The organism is Micromonospora sp. C95 (assembly GCF_018070465.1).
Lineage (GTDB): Bacteria > Actinomycetota > Actinomycetes > Mycobacteriales > Micromonosporaceae > Micromonospora.
In genome coordinates this window covers 55,997-72,862 of sequence record NZ_JAGPXT010000018.1, presented here as the reverse complement: position 1 = coordinate 72,862, position 16,866 = coordinate 55,997, and the positions used below count along the sequence as shown (strand labels likewise).

The window sequence follows — 16,866 nt, the reverse complement described above, 5'->3', positions numbered from 1 at the left end:
CTGACACTGAGGAGCACGTCAGCACCGTCGAATCAGGACGGTGTGGCTACGAGGGTGCCTTCGCGGGTTCGACCAAGACAGCTACCGGCGGGCGCTTGGGCCCGGAGACAGGCCGACACCTAGCTCAGGGGCGAGACGGCGCAGCCGGTCGTGGGCTCGGACGCGACGGCCGGCGCGCCGATCGTGGGCAGCCCGAGCAACACCCCGGGGGTACGCGGTGAACGCCCCGCCTCGGCCGCGTCTCCGGCCCGGGTCCGACGGTGCGACAGCGGCGCACCGTCGGCGTTGAGGTGGTGCGGTGCGGCGTAGGTGATCGTGGTGTGCACGATGTCGCCAGGGCGGATCGACCCGGCGTCGCCCATCTCGCCGGCACCACCCGTCGCGAAGTGCACCAGGCGGCCGTCGCGGGCCCGCCCCGACATCCGGCCGGTGCGCTCGTCCTTGCGGCCTTCGCCGACGGCGACAAGCACCTCGACCGTCTCACCGACCAGCTTCTTGTTCTCCGCCCAGGTGATCTCTTCCACGCAGGCGATCAGCCGCTCGTACCGCTCCTGCACGACCTGCTTGGGCAGCTGACCGTCCATGCTCGCGGCCGGGGTGCCGGGCCGCTTGGAGTACTGGAAGGTGAAGGCGGAGGAGAACCTCGCCTCGCGGACCACGTCCAGGGTGCGCTCGAAATCGGCCTCGGTCTCGCCGGGGAAGCCGACGATGATGTCCGTGGTGATCGCCGCGTCGGGCATGGCGGCGCGGACCTTCTCGATGATGCCCAGGTATTTCTCCGACCGGTACGAGCGGCGCATCGCGCGCAGCACGTCGTCGGAGCCGGACTGCAACGGCATGTGCAGCGAGGGGCAGACGTTCGGTGTCTCGGCCATCGCCGCGATCACGTCGTCGGTGAAGTCCTTGGGGTGCGGGCTGGTGAACCGCACCCGCTCCAGCCCGTCGATCTCACCGCAGGCCCGCAGCAGCTTGCCGAAGGCGTATCTGTCGCCGAACTCGACGCCGTAGGAGTTGACGTTCTGCCCGAGCAGGGTCACCTCCAGCACGCCCTCGTCGACGAGCGCTCGTACCTCGCTGAGGATGTCGCCGGGGCGGCGGTCCTTCTCCTTGCCGCGCAGCGACGGCACGATGCAGAAGGTGCAGGTGTTGTTGCAGCCCACCGAGATCGACACCCAGCCGGCGTACGTCGACTCGCGGCGGGTCGGCAGCGTCGACGGGAAGACGTCGAGGGATTCGAGGATCTCCACCTCGGCGGCGGCGTTGTGCCGGGCACGCTCCAGCAGCACCGGCAGCGAGCCGATGTTGTGGGTGCCGAAGACCACGTCCACCCAGGGCGCCCGGCGGACGATGTCGCCCCGGTCCTTCTGGGCAAGGCAGCCACCGACGGCGATCTGCATCCCCGGGTGCCGGTTCTTGACCGGACGCAGGTGACCGAGGTTGCCGTACAGTCGGTTGTCCGCGTTCTCGCGGACCGCGCAGGTGTTGAACACCACCACGTCGGGGGTGTCCTCGGCCTCGCCCGCGCGGACGTAACCCGCCTGCTCCAGCAGGCCGGAAATGCGCTCGGAGTCGTGCACGTTCATCTGGCAGCCGTAGGTGCGCACCTGGTAGGTGCGCGGGCCGCCCGCCGCTGCGGTAGTCATGACGTGCACAGCGTAGCCGGGTCCGAGGAATCGGACGCAAACGAGGAGAAGCCATGTGCCGCAGCATCAAGACCCTGCGTGAGCCGTACACCCCCGAGGTCACCGACGCGGACGTGCGGGCCGCGGCGTTGCAGTACGTCCGGAAGATCTCCGGTTTCCGGGCCCCGGCGGCCCACAACGCCGAGGCGTTCGACGCGGCGGTGGCCACGATCGCCGGCGCCACCCGCACCCTGCTCGACGAGCTGGTCGTGCGCGGCGGCACCCGGCCGGCCGCCACGCCGTAGCACCTCAGGCCGCGGCCAGGGCCGGGTTGACCGAGTCGGGTGCCCAGCGGGAGCGGTGGCAGCGCGACCAGCCCCGGCAGCGCGGGTCGGCCTCGGTGCACAGCCGGCGGTCGCTGAGCACCTCGCCCTCGTCGGTCTCCCGCACGTCGAAGTGCACCGGGCGGATGCTGCCGTCCGGGGCCACCAGCAGGTGCCGGGTGTCGTCGAGCGTGTCGTCACGCAGCAGGCAGTTGCGGCCGAGCAGCCGGGCCAGCGCCGCGATGCTGGGCAGCTCGGGCAGCTCGTCCGGTACGCCGTAGCAGTCCACGATCGTGGCGAACTCCCCCGGCGCCTGCCAGACGTCGCAGACCACCGCGTACGTCGGCAGCCGCAGCGGGTCAGCCACCGCCAGTGGCATCACCACCCGACCGAGCGCGTCGGCCAGCGCCGGGTAGACCTCCACCGGTCGTACCTGGTCGATTCTCCAGTTCCACAGCTCGGTCATGCCGTCTCCTCGCTGTGCTCGTCCCCACCGGCCTCCGGATCGGGCCTTACCGACGATGGTGGGGGGCATTTGCCCCCAGCCGTGGGCAAGTTACCGGTCTGTGACCATTCTGGCCCAAATTTCCCGGAGCTTCATCGCTCCAGGTAGCGGGAAGATGACAGTTTATCGGGTATGGTGCGTGTTTCCACGCAGCGGCACGCGACCCGGCGGCACCGCGTTCAGCGCAGGACGACCCGGTGGTCGCCGGGGGGCAGCAGCTCACCGATCACCGGGGCGCCCGGTATCTCCCCGGCGACCAGCAGCCCGCCGGAGGTCTGCGCGTCGGCCAGCAACAGCGCGTCCTGCTCGGTGGCCGCGCCGAAGTCCGTCCACGGGGTCACCCACTCCAGGTTGCGGCGGGAACCACCGCTGACGTACCCGTCCCGGACCGCCTCGCGGGCATCGGCCAGGTACGGCACCCGGGCGGTGTCGATCGCCACCGTGACCCGGCTCGCCCGGGCCAGCTTCGAGGCGTGCCCGAGCAGACCGAATCCGGTCACGTCGGTGCCGCAGCGCACGCCGGACGCCACCGCCGCCCGCGCGGCGTCCCGGTTGAGGGTGGTCATCGCCGCCACCGCCGCCGGGAAGCTCTCGCCGGTGCTCTTGTGGCGGGTGTTGAGCACGCCGACGCCGAGCGGTTTCGACAGCGACAGCGGCAGCCCGGCCCGCCCCGCGTCCAGGGTGATCAACTCTTCCGGCCGGACCAGCCCGGTGACGGCCAGGCCGTACTTCGGACCGTCATCGTCGACGCTGTGCCCGCCGGCCAGGTGACACCCGGCCGCGCGGGCCACGTCCAAGCCGCCGCGCAGCACCTCGCGGGCCAGCTCCAGCGGCAGCAAATCACGCGGCCAGCAGAGCAGGTTGAGTGCGACAAGCGGGCTGCCGCCCATCGCGTACACGTCGGACAGCGCGTTGGTGGCGGCGATCCGGCCCCAGTCGTACGCGTCGTCGACCACCGGCGTGAAGAAGTCCGCCGTGGTGACCAGACCGGTGCGCTCGTCCAGCCGGACCACCGCGGCGTCGTCGCCGTGGTCGAGTCCGACCAGCAGCTCGGCGGTGCCGGCGGTGGGGCCGAGGCCGGCCACCATCGCCTCCAGCTCGCCCGGCGGGATCTTGCAGGCACAGCCGCCGCCACGGGCGTAGCGGGTCAACCGCACGGGCTCGGTCATCCCCTCATGATCTCCGTCACGAGGGCGGTACGCCAGCCGCGCGGGGCAAATTCGGACGCCGGAGTCGGATCATCCATGGTGTTACCGCTCCGTGACCATCTGGGTTGTGTTCCGCCACTTCACCCCGCCTACAGTGGCCGCTACCGGGGGTCGACCGACTCCCGACAGCGACGAGGAGGACAGACGACGTGGCGACGGGTGAACCGCTCATCGTGCTGGACTCGGTCAACAAGTGGTTCGGGCCGTTACACGTACTCGACGACGTCTCGCTGTCGGTTGGCCGGGGCGAGGTGGTCGTGGTGATCGGCCCGTCCGGTTCCGGCAAGTCGACCCTGTGCCGCACCATCAACCGGCTGGAGCCGATCAACTCCGGCACCATCACCTTCGACGGGCGGGCACTGCCGGCCGAGGGCAAGGCCCTGGCCAAGCTGCGCAGCGAGGTCGGCATGGTGTTCCAGTCGTTCAACCTCTTCGCGCACAAGACGATCCTGGAGAACGTCACCCTCGGCCCGATCAAGGTCCGCAAGGAGAAGCCGGCGGCCGCCCGGGAGCGAGGGCTGGCCCTGCTCGACCGGGTCGGCATCGCCAACCAGGCCGACAAGTACCCGGCCCAGCTCTCCGGCGGCCAGCAGCAGCGCGCCGCGATCGCCCGCGCGCTGGCCATGCAGCCCAAGGCAATGCTCTTCGACGAGCCGACAAGCGCGCTGGACCCGGAGATGGTCGGCGAGGTGCTGGACGTGATGACCTCGCTGGCCCGCGACGGCATGACCATGGTCGTGGTCACCCACGAGATGGGCTTCGCCCGGCACGCCGCGAACCGGGTCATCTTCATGGCCGACGGCAAGCTCGTCGAGGAGGCCGAGCCCAACGAGTTCTTCGCGAATCCGCGCAGTGAACGGGCCAAGGACTTCCTCTCCAAAATCCTCACGCACTAGCCGTCCGTAGTGGGGCACGCCGTCGATCGACGGCGGGTTCCGTCGTAGAAGGAGATGAACATGCGTATGACGCGCATAGCGGCGATCGCCGCGGCTGCCACCCTCACGCTCGGCATGGCCGCCTGTGGCGGCGACGACGCCGGTGAGGGCACCGGTGCCGGCACCGACAAGGACTTCGCTGCTGGCAGCACGATGGAGCGGCTGAACCAGGCACAGGCCATCAAGATCGGCACGAAGTTCGACCAGCCGCTCTTCGGCCTCAAGGGGCTCGACGGCAAGCCGCAGGGCTTCGACGTCGAGATCGGCAAGATCGTTGCCGAGGAGCTGGGTATCCCCGAGGACAAGATCGAGTGGGTCGAGACCCCGTCGACCGTACGCGAGCAGCGCATCGAGGAGGGCGCCGTCGACATCGTCGTGGCGACCTACACGATCAACGACACCCGCAAGGAGCGGATCGACTTCGCCGGCCCGTACTACATCGCCGGTCAGACCATCCTGGTCAAGGCCGACGAGAACGAGATCACCGGCCCCGACTCGTTCAAGACCACCGGCAAGAAGGTCTGCTCGGTCCAGGGCTCCACGCCCGCCGCCAACATCGAGCAGTACCTGAGCAACGTGGGCGAGCAGCTGGTCGTCTTCGACGTCTACACCAAGTGCCTCGACGCGCTCAAGGGCGGTCAGGTCGACGCCATCACCACCGACAACGTGATCCTCAGCGGCTACATGTCGCAGAACGAGGGCCAGTTCAAGCTGGTCGGTGACACCTTCACCGAGGAGCCGTACGGCATCGGCCTCAAGAAGGGCGACAACGACTTCCGCACCTTCCTCAACGACACCCTGGAGAAGATCTTCGAGGACGGTCGCTACCTGCAGGCGTGGAAGGACACCGCCGGCAAGATCGACTCCGCCGACCCGAAGATCCCCACCGTCAACCGCTACTGATCCCCGCAGCTGAAGGGTGATTTTGTGGACGTTCTCGTCAACAACTTCGACGTCTTTCGCAACGGATTCTTCGTCACCCTTCAGTTCTGCATCCTGGCGGCCACGGGGGCGTTGATCATCGGCGTCCTCGTGGCCGTGATGCGGATCTCACCCGTGCCACCGCTGCGCTGGCTCGGCAGCACGTACGTCACGGTCCTGCGCAACTGCCCGCTCACGATCGTCATGTTCTTCGCCGCGTTCGCCCTGCCGGCCCTCGGCTCCAACGCGGACTTCCTCCGGATACCCGGACTGGACCAGATCTTCAAACGTCTCGGCACCGACCTGCCGTACTTCCGGTTCGCCCTCATCGCGCTCAGCGTCTACACGGCCGCGTTCGTGGCCGAGGCGATCCGCAGCGGCGTGAACGGTGTACCCAGCGGCCAGGCCGAGGCGGCCCGGGCAATCGGGCTCACCTTCACCCAGAACCTGCGGTACGTCGTCCTGCCCCAGGCATGGAAAGGAGCGGTCGTGCCGCTCGGCAGCGTCCTGATCGCCATGATCAAGAATTCGGCCCTGGCCGGTTTCTTCGGCGTCGCCGGTGACCTGTCCGCCAGCGCCCAGTCACTCACCAGCGCCGGCGGCTTCCCGATCATCCCCGTCTTCATCGGCATCAGCCTGGGCTACCTGATCCTCACCGTGCCCCTCGGCCTGTTGCTGGACCGGGTGGAGCGCCGGCAGGCGGTGGCCCGATGAGCAACGATTCGATGTCGGTCCTCTACGACGCCCCGGGACCCCGGGCCCGCCGGATCACCCTCATCTCGAGCATCCTCGCCGCGCTCGCCGCAGCGGCCGGGCTGTACTTCCTCGTCTACCGCCCGCTCGACGAACGCGGCCAGTTCTCGATGGAGCGGTGGGGCCCCCTGATCGACCCCGGCAACGAGGTCTTCGGACAGGTGTGGACCCAGCTCGGACAGGGCTTCCAGGCGACCCTGACGGCCGCCGCGCTCGCCATCGTCAGCTCGCTGGCCTTCGGCACCCTCCTGGCGGTGCTGCGGGTGCAGCTCAAGTCGCTGATGCGCCGCCGGTTCGACAGCCTTCCCGCGCCGGTGGCACTGGCCGTACGCGCCCTGAGCTGGCTCCTCAACGGGGTGACCAGGTTCTTCGTCGAGGTCTTCCGAGGGCTGCCGGTCGTCATCACGATCTTCTTCTGCGCCAGCGGCCTCCCGGTGCTCGGCGTGGACCTCGGCGACATCCTCTGGTACCTGGTGCTCGGTCTGACCATCTACAACGGCGTGGTGATCGGTGAGATCCTCCGCTCCGGCATGGAGGGCCTGCCCGGCGGCCAGCGCGAGGCGGCCGACGCGATCGGGCTGACCTCATTCCAGGCGACCCGCATGATCCTGCTGCCGCAGGCGTTCCGGATCATGCTTCCGGCACTGATCAGCCAGCTCGTCGTCGTGCTCAAGGACACGTCGCTCGGCTTCATCATCAGCTACGAGGAAGTGCTGCGGAAGAGCAGCTTCATCATCCAGGTGCTGGACAACCCGATCCAGGTGTACGTCGTCGTCGGCGTCATCTACATCGCCGTCAACTACCTGCTGTCGAAGCTGGCCGAGTACACCCAGCGGCGTCTCGCCAAGGGGCGGCGTAGCGCACGCAAGTCGAAGCCGGCGACGACCGGAGGCGAATCGGGCACTGTCCAGGAAACCGAAGCGGTAGCCGGGACCGCCACCTGACGCCGCACCGCACCGGCGGGCATCAGACCCACCCCACACCGGTACAACCTTGACGCGGCGCCGGCCTGATGGCCGGCGCCGCGTCGTCTTGCACAGCCGTCGGGATCAGCGGGCGATCTCGGTCACCCGGGACTCGCGGACCACCGTCACCCGGATCTGCCCCGGATAGGTCAGCTCCTCCTCGACCTGCTTGGCCACGTCCCGGGCCAGCACCGCCGCACCGATGTCGTCGACGTCGTCGGGCTTGACCATCACCCGGATCTCGCGGCCCGCCTGCATCGCGAAGACCTTGTCCACCCCGACCTTGCCGGCGGCGATCTCCTCGATGCGTTCCAGCCGCTTGACGTACGCCTCCAGGCTCTCCCGCCGCGCTCCCGGCCGCCCACCCGAGCAGGCGTCCGACGCCTGGGTCAGCACCGCCTCCACGGTCTGCGGCGGCACCTCGTTGTGGTGCGCCTCGATGGCGTGCACCACGTCCTCGCTCTCCCCGTACTTACGGGCCACGTCCGCGCCGATGATGGCGTGGCTGCCCTCCACCTCGTGGGTGAGCGCCTTGCCGATGTCGTGCAGGAACGCCGACCGCTTGATCAACGGCACGTCCAGCCGCAGCTCGGCCGCCATCACCCCGGCGATGTGCGCGGTCTCCACCAGGTGCTTGAGCACGTTCTGCCCGTACGACGTGCGGTAGCGCAACCGGCCCAGCAGGGTGACCAGCTCCGGGTGGATCTCGGTGATGCCGACCTCCACCAGGGCGTCCTCGGCGGCCCGGTGGCAGAGCTGGTCCACCTCCTGACGGGCCAGCTCGTGCACCTCCTCGATGCGGTGCGGATGGATCCGGCCGTCCAGCACCAGCTTCTCCAGCGTCAACCGGCCCACCTCCCGGCGGACCGGGTCGAAGCAGGACAGCAGCACCGCCTCGGGGGTGTCGTCGATGATCAGGTTCACCCCGGTGACCGACTCGAAGGCCCGGATGTTGCGGCCCTCCCGGCCGATGATCCGCCCCTTCATCTCGTCACCCGGCAGGTGCAGCACACTGACCACGCTCTCGGCGGTCTGCTCGCTCGCCACCCGCTGGATCGCGTCGACCACGATGTGCCGGGCCCGCTGCTCGGCGGTGGACCTCGCGTCGGACTCGATGTCCCGGACCAGCAGCGCGGCCTCCCGCTTCGCCTGGCCCTCGATCGCCTCGACCAACTCGGCCCGGGCGGCGTCGGCGGTCAACCCGGCGACCCGCTCCAACTCACGGCGTCGCTGGTTCTCCACCTCGGCCAGGGCGGCCTCCCGCTCGGCCAGCGCCGCCTCACGGGCCGCCAGCGCGGCGTTGGCCGCGGTGAGCTGACGTTCCCGTTCCGCGAGCCGCTCCACCTCCTCGGTGTGCAGCCGCTCCCGCTCGTCCATCCGGGTCGCCCGCCGCTCCACCTCGGCGGCCTGCTCCCGGGTGGTCGCGGCCAGCACCGCCACCTCCCGCTCACCGCTGCGCCGGGCCGCCGTGCGCAACTGCTCGGCGTCCGCCTCGGCCTGCTTGTGCGCCCGTTCGAGCACCGTGTCCGCCTCGGCACGGGCGTCGTCGAGCACCCGACGCGCCTCCGCCCGGGCGGCCTTCGCCTCGGCCTTGGCCCCCGCCGCCTCGGCACGAGCCGCCGCAGCCGCCGACTTCGCCACATCGATGGTGCTGTTCACCTCGTCGGCGGCGGTACGCAGCGCGGCCAGCGACTGCTCCTGCCGATCCTTCTCCGCGACGTACGCCGGATCCTCCGGTGTCGGACGGGTCAACAGACCCCGGATCAGCCGCACGCCGAACAGGACCGCGCCGAGCACCACGAGGGTCAACACCAGCACGGCGACCAGGATCACGACATCGAAGGCGCTCATCGGCCGGCTCCGTCCGGCCCGTCGCCGGCCACCACGGCAACGATTGGTGGACCGGAACTCTGCTCACCGTCGTCGCCGGCCCCGGAATCCGCCGCACCGGGAGCACCCGCCCCCGCGCTCATGCCGACGCTCCGTTCCGTCGCGCACCCCTGACGGGCAGCGCCGAACAGTGCCGCACGGCCGACCCGCTCCGCTCGCTCATGCCGGGACTCCGGTGAACCTGTGCCGCCTCGCCATGGCGCGCCTCCCCTGAACCGTCGCGCCGCAACAGCCTGCCGGGTGGGCACGCTCCTGCGACTCTGGACGCCCGACCGGAGCGCATGGCCGTGGGTTGGCTTCCTCCGCCGACGTCCTGACGGCCGCGGGCGGGCCGGGTGCAGTGTCACGCGAGCCCGGACCGGCCTGTCCGGAGCTGACGTACGCGGCCGAAGGTGCCGGCCAAAGTGATGCTGTTCTGTTACGGGATCTATGTTGTGCGCTTAGCCTGCGCTTGGTCGGGCAATGTGAGCCTTTATGGCGAGGCTAGGTCTCAACCGGCCTCCGGTCAAGAACAGATGATCAAACCACCCGGACGGAGAGAAGTTAACTCGTCACCCTCCGCCAATGAACACTCGGACGCCAGCGGGCAAAAAAGACGAACGGCCAACGCCGAGGTGACCCATCAAGGCTGGTCACGTCACGGAGGTGGTCGTCGCACCGGCGCCCAACGCATCACCCGCAGCCCCCGGGACGGGCCTGGCCGAGATCACAGCTGGTGGACGGCACGACAGCGCGAACGCGCGGTCAGCGGTCGATCTCACCCTCGGCGTCGGCGAGGGCGTCGGCGTCGATCTGCTCGGCGAACTCGGCCGCCTCGGCGCTCTGCGCGGCGATCGCGTCCTTCACCGCCCGGATCGCGACACCGGCCGGGTAGCCCTTGCGGGCCAGCATGCCGACCAGCCGCCGGAACACCGCGTCCGGCTCACCCCGGGCGGTACGCAGTTTCCGCTCCACCAGGGCGCGAGCGGTCTCCGCCTCGGTGGTCTCGTCCAACTCGTCGAGCGCCTCGCTGGCCGTGTCGCCGTCCACGCCGCGCTGACGCAGCTCGTTGGCCAGTGCTCGGCGAGCCAGCCCACGGCCGGCGTGTCGGCTGCTCACCCAGGCCCGGGCGAACGCCGCGTCGTCGATGATGCCGACCTCGTCGTACCGGTCGAGGACCTGGGCTGCGGTCTCCTCGGAGATGCCCCGCCGCGCCAACGCGGCAGCCAGCTCGGCACGGGTACGCGGACGCACCGCGAGCTGTCGCAGACAGATCTCCCGGGCCACCTCAGCCTCGTCACGAGGCGCGGCAGCTGCGTCCTCGCGTGCCGAACCGCCGGCCCGTCGGGTGGAACCAGCCCTGCCCGAGGCTGGGGAACCTGGAGCCGACACGTCCGGAGCCGACGGGTCACCCGGGTCGGAGGTGTTGCCGGCAGCGCGGCGGCCCCGACGGGGACGTGGTGTGGCGTCACCCGCGCGGGGCGGACTGGCATCCCAGCCCCGCCCCGAGCGGGCACGTCGTCCTGCCACGACTCAGGATCAGAAGTCGACCGGCGGCAGCTCCGGGCCACCGGCGGCGTCGCCCGCGCCGACCCCGACGCCGAGCTTCTCCAGGATCTTCTTCTCGATCTCGGCGGCCACGTCCGGGTTCTCCCGGAGGAACTCGCGGGCCTTCTCCTTGCCCTGGCCCAGCTGGTCGCCCTCGTAGGTGTACCAGGCACCGGACTTGCGAATGATCGACTGCTCGACGCCGACATCGATCAGGGAACCCTCACGGGAGATGCCCTTGCCGTACATGATGTCGAACTCGGCCTGCTTGAACGGGGAGGCGACCTTGTTCTTCACGACCTTGACCCGGGTGCGGTTACCGACCACGTCGGTGCCGTCCTTCAGGCTCTCGATGCGCCGCACGTCGAGCCGGACCGAGGCGTAGAACTTCAACGCCCGCCCACCGGTGGTGGTCTCAGGGCTGTTGTGCACCAGGATTCCATCAGCGAGATAGTTGTGCGAGCCTTCAATCTCGATGTCGAACCGGTCCATGTTCTTGTAGTCGCGCCTAGCCTCGATCTGGAGAATCCGGGCAGGCAACGGGTACAACGTCGACTTGGTGAACTGCGGGATCACTTCACAACGGCCACGGAATCTCGGCAGGAGCTTGTACTCCATGCACTCGGGGATGTAGGGCGCGACGATCTCCTGAAACTTCTCGGAAGTCGCTGTGGTGAAGCGCAGAACGTTGATCTGACGCTGCCCACGCTTGCTGAGCTTCACATCGAGACGCCAACTGTCGCGCAGGTACTCCGCCAGACGCTGGCGGCTGCCTTCGCTCATCGCCTCGACGCAGATCTCGATGCGGCCACTACCTCCTTGAGTCCGCTGCTGTAGGCCCTTGGAACGCAGGGTGAAGGATCCGTCATCCATGTACCAGACAGCGAGGGCAAAGGGGGTCAGTTCCTTGAGGTAATCCCAGCTCAGATGCTTCTTACCATCGCCCAGATAGACCGCCTGCCGCAGCTCTCCGAGCTCCGCGAGAGGGGTGAAGTCGGCAAACACTGCGCCCTTGTCGTTGGTCGTTCGACTGTGCCGGACGTTGCTGAGCAGGGAAATCTTCCAGTCAAGGTAGTCGGCCTGCTTCACGCCGTGGCCCATCCGGAAGCGGGCGCTCTCTGCGTCTCGCCGAACAGGCGCCGAAAGGTTGCCGTCTCCCATCAGTGACCCGAGCACCAACTGCCACTGCTGCGGACCCAACATGTGAGGTTGGGCCAACATCACCCGATCACCGGGAAGCAGCTCGCCTGCCTCGCGCCAACCGCCCGGAGTCATGATCAGATGGTTACGGGTCATCGACATGGTCGCCTGGCCTCGGCCGGTGCCACCGCCTGCCCGTTCGACCTTGAACCGCAGGAACTCATCAGTCGTGCCGTTGTTGAACCAGTTGACGACCCGGCGCGGGGCAAGGCAGCCCAGCTCTCCGTCGTAGGAGAGCACCTCGACGTCCATTTTCTCGGTAACAATCTTGCCTAGGAGCTGCTGAGAGCCGTCGGCAAGAGTGACCTTGGTATCCCAAGATCCACATCCGAACATGACGCCGATCTTCTCGCGGAGCTGGTTGATGAAGATCGCGGTGGTGCCGGTGTTGTTGAGCACGCCGGTGATCTTCCGCAGCGCCTGGCTCATCAGCCGGGCCTGGAGACCGACGTGGCTGTCGCCCATCTCGCCCTCGATCTCGGCGCGCGGCACCAGCGCGGCGACCGAGTCGATCACGATGATGTCGATCGCGCCGGAGCGGACCAGCATGTCCGCGATCTCCAGCGCCTGCTCGCCGGTGTCCGGCTGGGAGACCAGCAGGGCGTCGGTGTCGACACCGAGGGCCCTGGCGTACTCCGGGTCGAGCGCGTGCTCGGCGTCGATGAAGGCGGCGATGCCGCCGGCCCGCTGGGCGTTGGCCACCGCGTGCAGGGCGACCGTGGTCTTACCGCTGCTCTCCGGGCCGTACACCTCGACGACCCGGCCACGGGGCAGACCGCCCACGCCGAGCGCCACGTCGAGCGCGATGGAACCGGTCGGAATGACCGAGGTCTGGATGACCGGCCGCTCCCCCAGCCGCATCACCGAGCCCTTGCCGAATTGCTTGTCGATCTGAGCGAGAGCAAGGTCGAGCGCCTTCTCCCGGTCAGGACCTGCCGCCATCGTTGCCACCCCTGCCTTCGCCGGCGTCTTTCCTGAGCTTCGCGTCACGCGGGACACGCTAGGCGCTGGGTCCGACAGAAAACCAGCCGACTGGCCGTGGCCTGTGGACGAGCACCCCGCTGTGGACAATAGCCGAACAGGTGTACGACTCGGCAAGAGACACGCGGAAGTAACGAATCGGCTGCTCAGCGTAGCCGGGCGGGGACACGGTCCGGATAGGCCGCGACCACGGCGCGCCACACCACGTGCGTCTCCACGCCGGCCCTGAGGGCCTGCTCGATGGTTCGTCCACCGAGTTCCGACAGCACCTGGTCGCTGGCGATGCTGGCCGCGTACGCCGGCCCGAACGCCTCGGCCAGGCGCGACCAGAAGTCGGTAAGCCGCACGTGATCAGTCCTTCCTGTCCGGTGCACCCACCGGCACCGGACGCAACGCTAGCGCCAGCAGGGGTGCCACCGCGACCGCCGCGAGCAGGGTGAGCACGGGATAACCCGCGAGTTGCATGACAAACCCGCTGAGTGCGCCGGCCAGCGCTCCGGCCAGCCCCATGAGCAGGTCGGACAGTCCCTGGGCGCTGGGCCGCACCTCGTCCGGTACCGACTCCGACAGCAGGGTGGAGCCGGCCACCATGGTGGCCGACCAGCCGAGCCCGAGCAGGATGAGCCCGACGGTGAGCCGGGGCGTGTGGTGCCCGGCGGTGCCGGCGACCGCGCAGGCGGCCAGCAGCGTGCCGATCCCGCCGAGGATGACCGGGCGGCGGCCGAACCGGTCGGCGAGCCAACCGACCACCGGCGCCAGCGCGTACATGCCGGCGATGTGCAGGCTGAGCACCAGCCCGACCACCGGCAGCACCTCGTCGACGGCGTAGTACTCCCGCAGGTGCACCGGGGTCATCGCCATCACCGCCACCATCACCAGGTGCCCCACGGCCACGGCGGACACACCGAGCCGGGCGGCCGGCCGGGCGCGTACCACCGACCAGGCGGCGCGCATGCCTCCGCCGTTCCGGGCCGGCGCTGCCGGTGCCGGGACCGGGCCGGCCGGAGCGAGCGCGGACGCCGCCTGGGCCGGCTCGGCCGGTGCCGGTGGCGGTCCGGGTGGGGTCGGCTCGGACTCGCCGGCCCGGCCCGTCGCGAGCCGGCGCGCGGTGAGCAGCGGGTCGGGCCGCAACCACAGCAGCAGTACGCCGGCGGCGAGCACGAACGCGACGGCGCTGAACGCGAACGGGCCGGACAGTGCCGGCAGTCCCCAGCCGCTTGTGGTGCGGTCGGCGAGGGCGGCGAAGTTCGGGGCGGCGACCGCGCCGATGGTGGTGGCCCAGACGATCAGCGACAGTTGCCGGGCACGCCGGTCCGGTTCGGCGAGGTCGACCGCGGCGTAGCGGGCCTGGAGGTTGGCGGCGGAGCCGCCGCCGAAGAGGAGCATGCCGAGAAAGAGCAGCGGGACCGACCGGGTCGCCGCGGCGAGCACGACAAGCGTTCCGCCGAGCGCCCCCACCAGGTACGCGACGGCCAGGCCGGGGCGGCGGCCGTGCCCGGTGATGATCCGGGTGACCGGTACGGCGAGCAGGGCCGCGCCGACCACGGCGGCGCTCTGCGCCAGGCCGGCCACAGCGGTGCCGGCGATCTCGGCGGCGAGCAGGGCGCCGACGGCGATGCCGATGGTCACGCCGATGCCGCCGACGACCTGGGTGGTGAAGAGCAGCCGCAGGGTGCGCCGCTGGATCGGCGCGACGTCCGGGTGCGCCGGTGTGGTCGTCAGGTCAGTGGCCAACGGGAGGCTCCTTGGTAAGGGGTGACCATCTTTTCGCACCCGACCGACGGTCGGCAGCCCGGTTTTCGTCACAGCCCCAGGCCGCGACCGATGATCTCCTTCATGATCTCCGTGGTGCCGCCGTAGATGGTCTGCACCCGGCTGTCCAGCCAGGCCCGCGCCACCGGGTACTCCGCCATGAAGCCGTAGCCGCCGTGCAACTGCACGCTCCGGTCGGCGACCCGGTTCTGTAGCTCCGTGGTCCACCACTTGGCCTTGGCCGCGTCGGTCACCGACAGCCGGCCGGCGTTGAACTCGGCGACACAGTGGTTGACGAAGGTCCGCGCGATGGTGACCTCGGTGTCCAGTTCGGCGAGGAGGAACCGGTTGTGCTGGAACTTTCCGATCGGCCGGCCGAACGCCTCCCGGGTACGCGCGTAGTCCAGGGTGAGGGCGAGCAGCCGTTCCGCGGCGGCGACCGCGGCGATGGCGATGCTGAGCCGTTCCCTCGGCAGGTTGGCCATCAGGTGGTAGAAGCCGTGGTTCTCGGTGCCGACGAGGTTGGCCGCCGGCACCCGGCAGTCGTCGAAGAAGAGTTCGGCGGTGTCGTTGGCCTTCAGGCCGACCTTGGCCAGCCGGCGGCCCCGGGTGAAGCCGGCGGTTCCGGTCTCCACCGCGATCAGGCTCACGCCGTGGGCACCCTCGTCGGCGGTACGGGCCACCACGATCACCAGGTCGGCCAGCTCACCGTTGGTGATGAACGTCTTCTGCCCGTTGAGCAGGTAGCTGTCGCCGTCGCGGACGGCTGTGGTGCGGACGCCGGCCAGGTCGGAGCCGGCGCCGGGTTCGCTCATCGCGATGGCGGTGACCAGGTCGCCGGAGCAGAACCGGGGCAGCCAGCGCTGGCGCTGCTCCTCGGTGGTCAGCTCGGTGAGGTACGGCGCGACCACGTCGTTGTGCAGGCCGAAGCCGAGCCCGGAGCAGCCCGAGTTGACGATCTCCTCGACCAGCACCGCGTTGTACCGGAAGTCCCGCTGTCCGCCGCCGCCGTACGCCTCGTCGACGTCCGGCCCGAGCAGCCCGGCGGCGCCGGCCTTCCGCCACACCTCGCGGTCGACGATGCCGTCGGTCTCCCAACGCTCGTGGTGCGGCACGGCCTCGCGGTCCAGGAAACGCCGGCACAGATCCCGGAACTCGTCGTGGTCGGGCTGGTAGAGGTGCTGCTGCATGGCGGCAAGTCTGGCACCGCCGGGCGCGGGCGTCAGCCGGCGAGGGCGCGGGAGACGACGGTGAGGTCGGCGACCAGCCCGTCGTACGCGACGTCCTGGTTGTCGGCCCGGAGCACGGCGGACGGATGGATGGTGGCCAGCAGTTGGGCCGGGGGCGCGTCGGTGATCCCTCCGGCGCTGTCCACCGGTACCCGCTGGAAATCCTCCGGGTGTTGGGCGGCGGCTGGCCAGGGCAGCAGTTCGCCGCGCTGGCGGGTGACCCGGAACGTCGGGCCGAGCAGCGCCTTGGCGGCGGTCGCCCCGAGCACCACGATCACCTCGGGGGCCAACTGGGCGAACTCGGCGACCAACCAGGGCCGGCAGGCGGTGATGTGTACCCGGTCGGGGGTCTGGTGGATCCGCCGCTTGCCGCGTAGTTCGAAGCGGAAGTGCTTGACCGCGTTGGTGAGGTAGATGTGGGCCGGGTCGAGCTTGGCGTCGTCGACCGCCTTGCGGAGCAGTCTTCCTGCCGGGCCGACGAAGGGCAGTCCCTTCTGGTCTTCCATGTCGCCGGGCTGCTCGCCGACGAAGACCACCCGGGCGGTGGTGTCGCCCCGGCCGAAGACGGTCTGTGAGGCGTCCCGGTACAGCTCGCAGCCGCGACAGCCGGTGGCGGCGGCCCGCAGGTCGTCGAGGGTGTCGGCCTGTGGCGGGATGAACCGCTGGGCGCCGGGCGCGGTGTCGGTGTCGGCCATGGCGACTGTTCTACCCGCTGTGGCACGGCCCACGCGAGCCAGCGGCGGCGCGTCGCCTCGCGGCCCTCCGCGCCCCAGGCAAACCGAGGTGCCGCACCTCGGCCTATCCGCTCGCCGGGAGGGCCCGAAACGCCGCACCTCGGCGTATCCACCCGACGCGAGGACCCGAAACGCCGCATGCCGGGCCCGACGTCACTCCTGACGCCTGCGCCCGCCGGACACTCGGCAGCCCGTGCCGGCGGCCCAACCCGCGCCCTTGTCAGCAACATCGGGGATCCTGCTGCCCCAAACCCCACCCCCACCAGCAACATCGGGGAAGTTGCTGCCACCACCCGCCCCGAGCCAGCAACATCGGGGAAG

The 16,866-nt window shown here is 69.9% G+C and carries 16 protein-coding genes and 2 pseudogenes; 5 read left to right on the top strand and 13 right to left on the bottom strand.

From position 1 onward, the window contains the following. Window positions 1–119: 119 nt before the first annotated feature. Window positions 120–1,643: a tRNA (N6-isopentenyl adenosine(37)-C2)-methylthiotransferase MiaB gene (gene miaB / locus KBX00_RS20000; protein WP_210829176.1), complete on the bottom strand. Its 1,524-nt coding sequence runs from the start codon at window positions 1,641–1,643 to the stop codon at window positions 120–122. Between the two features lie 53 nt (window positions 1,644–1,696). On the opposite strand from miaB, the gene KBX00_RS19995 reads away from it, so the two are divergent. Further along, entirely contained in the window at window positions 1,697–1,927 is a 231-nt protein-coding gene (locus KBX00_RS19995; RefSeq protein WP_210829174.1) for a DUF2277 domain-containing protein, read from the top strand. Window positions 1,928–1,931: 4 nt separating this feature from the next. Here KBX00_RS19995 and KBX00_RS19990 read toward each other — a convergent pair whose 3' ends face one another. After that, complete coding sequence (locus KBX00_RS19990; protein ID WP_210829172.1) at window positions 1,932–2,411, bottom strand: hypothetical protein; 480 nt, start codon at window positions 2,409–2,411, stop codon at window positions 1,932–1,934. 218 nt (window positions 2,412–2,629) lie between these two features. Next, window positions 2,630–3,619, bottom strand: coding sequence for a selenide, water dikinase SelD (gene selD, locus KBX00_RS19985; RefSeq protein WP_210829170.1), 990 nt, complete (start codon window positions 3,617–3,619; stop codon window positions 2,630–2,632). A gap of 188 nt (window positions 3,620–3,807) precedes the next feature. Between selD and KBX00_RS19980 the strand changes: the two genes are divergently transcribed. From KBX00_RS19980 to KBX00_RS19965, 4 genes are read left to right on the top strand one after another with little or no spacing between them, the layout of a single operon-like run. Next, on the top strand, window positions 3,808–4,554 hold the full coding sequence (locus KBX00_RS19980) for an amino acid ABC transporter ATP-binding protein (protein ID WP_210829168.1): 747 nt from the start codon (window positions 3,808–3,810) through the stop codon (window positions 4,552–4,554). A gap of 60 nt (window positions 4,555–4,614) precedes the next feature. Further along, window positions 4,615–5,496, top strand: a complete 882-nt coding sequence (locus KBX00_RS19975) for a glutamate ABC transporter substrate-binding protein (RefSeq protein WP_210829166.1) — start codon at window positions 4,615–4,617, stop codon at window positions 5,494–5,496. 24 nt (window positions 5,497–5,520) lie between these two features. After that, window positions 5,521–6,228 (top strand): amino acid ABC transporter permease, encoded by a 708-nt coding sequence (locus tag KBX00_RS19970; protein ID WP_164445613.1) that lies wholly within the window; start codon window positions 5,521–5,523, stop codon window positions 6,226–6,228. Continuing rightward, the gene (locus KBX00_RS19965; protein ID WP_210829164.1) at window positions 6,225–7,211 is read left to right on the top strand and encodes an amino acid ABC transporter permease; all 987 of its coding nucleotides are present in this window, start codon (window positions 6,225–6,227) and stop codon (window positions 7,209–7,211) included. The genes KBX00_RS19970 and KBX00_RS19965 overlap by 4 nt, the downstream gene beginning before the upstream one ends. A gap of 105 nt (window positions 7,212–7,316) precedes the next feature. On the opposite strand, the gene rny is transcribed toward KBX00_RS19965, so the two are convergent. From rny to KBX00_RS19930, 10 genes and pseudogenes are all read right to left on the bottom strand, one after another. Next, a complete protein-coding gene (gene rny, locus KBX00_RS19960) occupies window positions 7,317–9,083 on the bottom strand; it encodes a ribonuclease Y (RefSeq protein ID WP_210829162.1) in 1,767 nt (588 codons plus the stop codon). Further along, window positions 9,080–9,205, bottom strand: a complete 126-nt coding sequence (locus KBX00_RS29415) for a hypothetical protein (protein WP_301548273.1) — start codon at window positions 9,203–9,205, stop codon at window positions 9,080–9,082. The genes rny and KBX00_RS29415 overlap by 4 nt, the downstream gene beginning before the upstream one ends. Window positions 9,206–9,866: 661 nt before the next feature. After that, the gene (locus KBX00_RS19955) at window positions 9,867–10,631 is read right to left on the bottom strand and encodes a regulatory protein RecX (RefSeq protein WP_210829159.1); all 765 of its coding nucleotides are present in this window, start codon (window positions 10,629–10,631) and stop codon (window positions 9,867–9,869) included. Between the two features lie 9 nt (window positions 10,632–10,640). Beyond that, the gene (locus tag KBX00_RS29410) at window positions 10,641–11,141 is read right to left on the bottom strand and encodes a hypothetical protein (RefSeq protein WP_374225335.1); all 501 of its coding nucleotides are present in this window, start codon (window positions 11,139–11,141) and stop codon (window positions 10,641–10,643) included. Between the two features lie 171 nt (window positions 11,142–11,312). Continuing rightward, window positions 11,313–11,852, bottom strand: a pseudogene (locus KBX00_RS29405) (LAGLIDADG endonuclease); the annotation flags it as partial. Window positions 11,853–12,176: 324 nt separating this feature from the next. Then, window positions 12,177–12,791 (bottom strand): annotated as a pseudogene (gene recA, locus KBX00_RS29400) (recombinase RecA); the annotation flags it as partial. A gap of 185 nt (window positions 12,792–12,976) precedes the next feature. Continuing rightward, window positions 12,977–13,177, bottom strand: coding sequence for a DUF3046 domain-containing protein (locus tag KBX00_RS19945; protein ID WP_210829158.1), 201 nt, complete (start codon window positions 13,175–13,177; stop codon window positions 12,977–12,979). Between the two features lie 4 nt (window positions 13,178–13,181). Continuing rightward, complete coding sequence (locus KBX00_RS19940) at window positions 13,182–14,564, bottom strand: MFS transporter (protein ID WP_210829157.1); 1,383 nt, start codon at window positions 14,562–14,564, stop codon at window positions 13,182–13,184. A 68-nt stretch (window positions 14,565–14,632) separates the two neighbouring features. Then, entirely contained in the window at window positions 14,633–15,772 is a 1,140-nt protein-coding gene (locus KBX00_RS19935) for an acyl-CoA dehydrogenase family protein (protein ID WP_210829156.1), read from the bottom strand. 32 nt (window positions 15,773–15,804) lie between these two features. Beyond that, window positions 15,805–16,506 carry a UdgX family uracil-DNA binding protein gene (locus KBX00_RS19930; RefSeq protein WP_210829155.1) on the bottom strand — a complete coding sequence of 234 codons (702 nt, stop codon included), beginning with the start codon at window positions 16,504–16,506 and terminating at the stop codon, window positions 15,805–15,807. Between the last annotated feature and the right edge of the window lie 360 nt (window positions 16,507–16,866).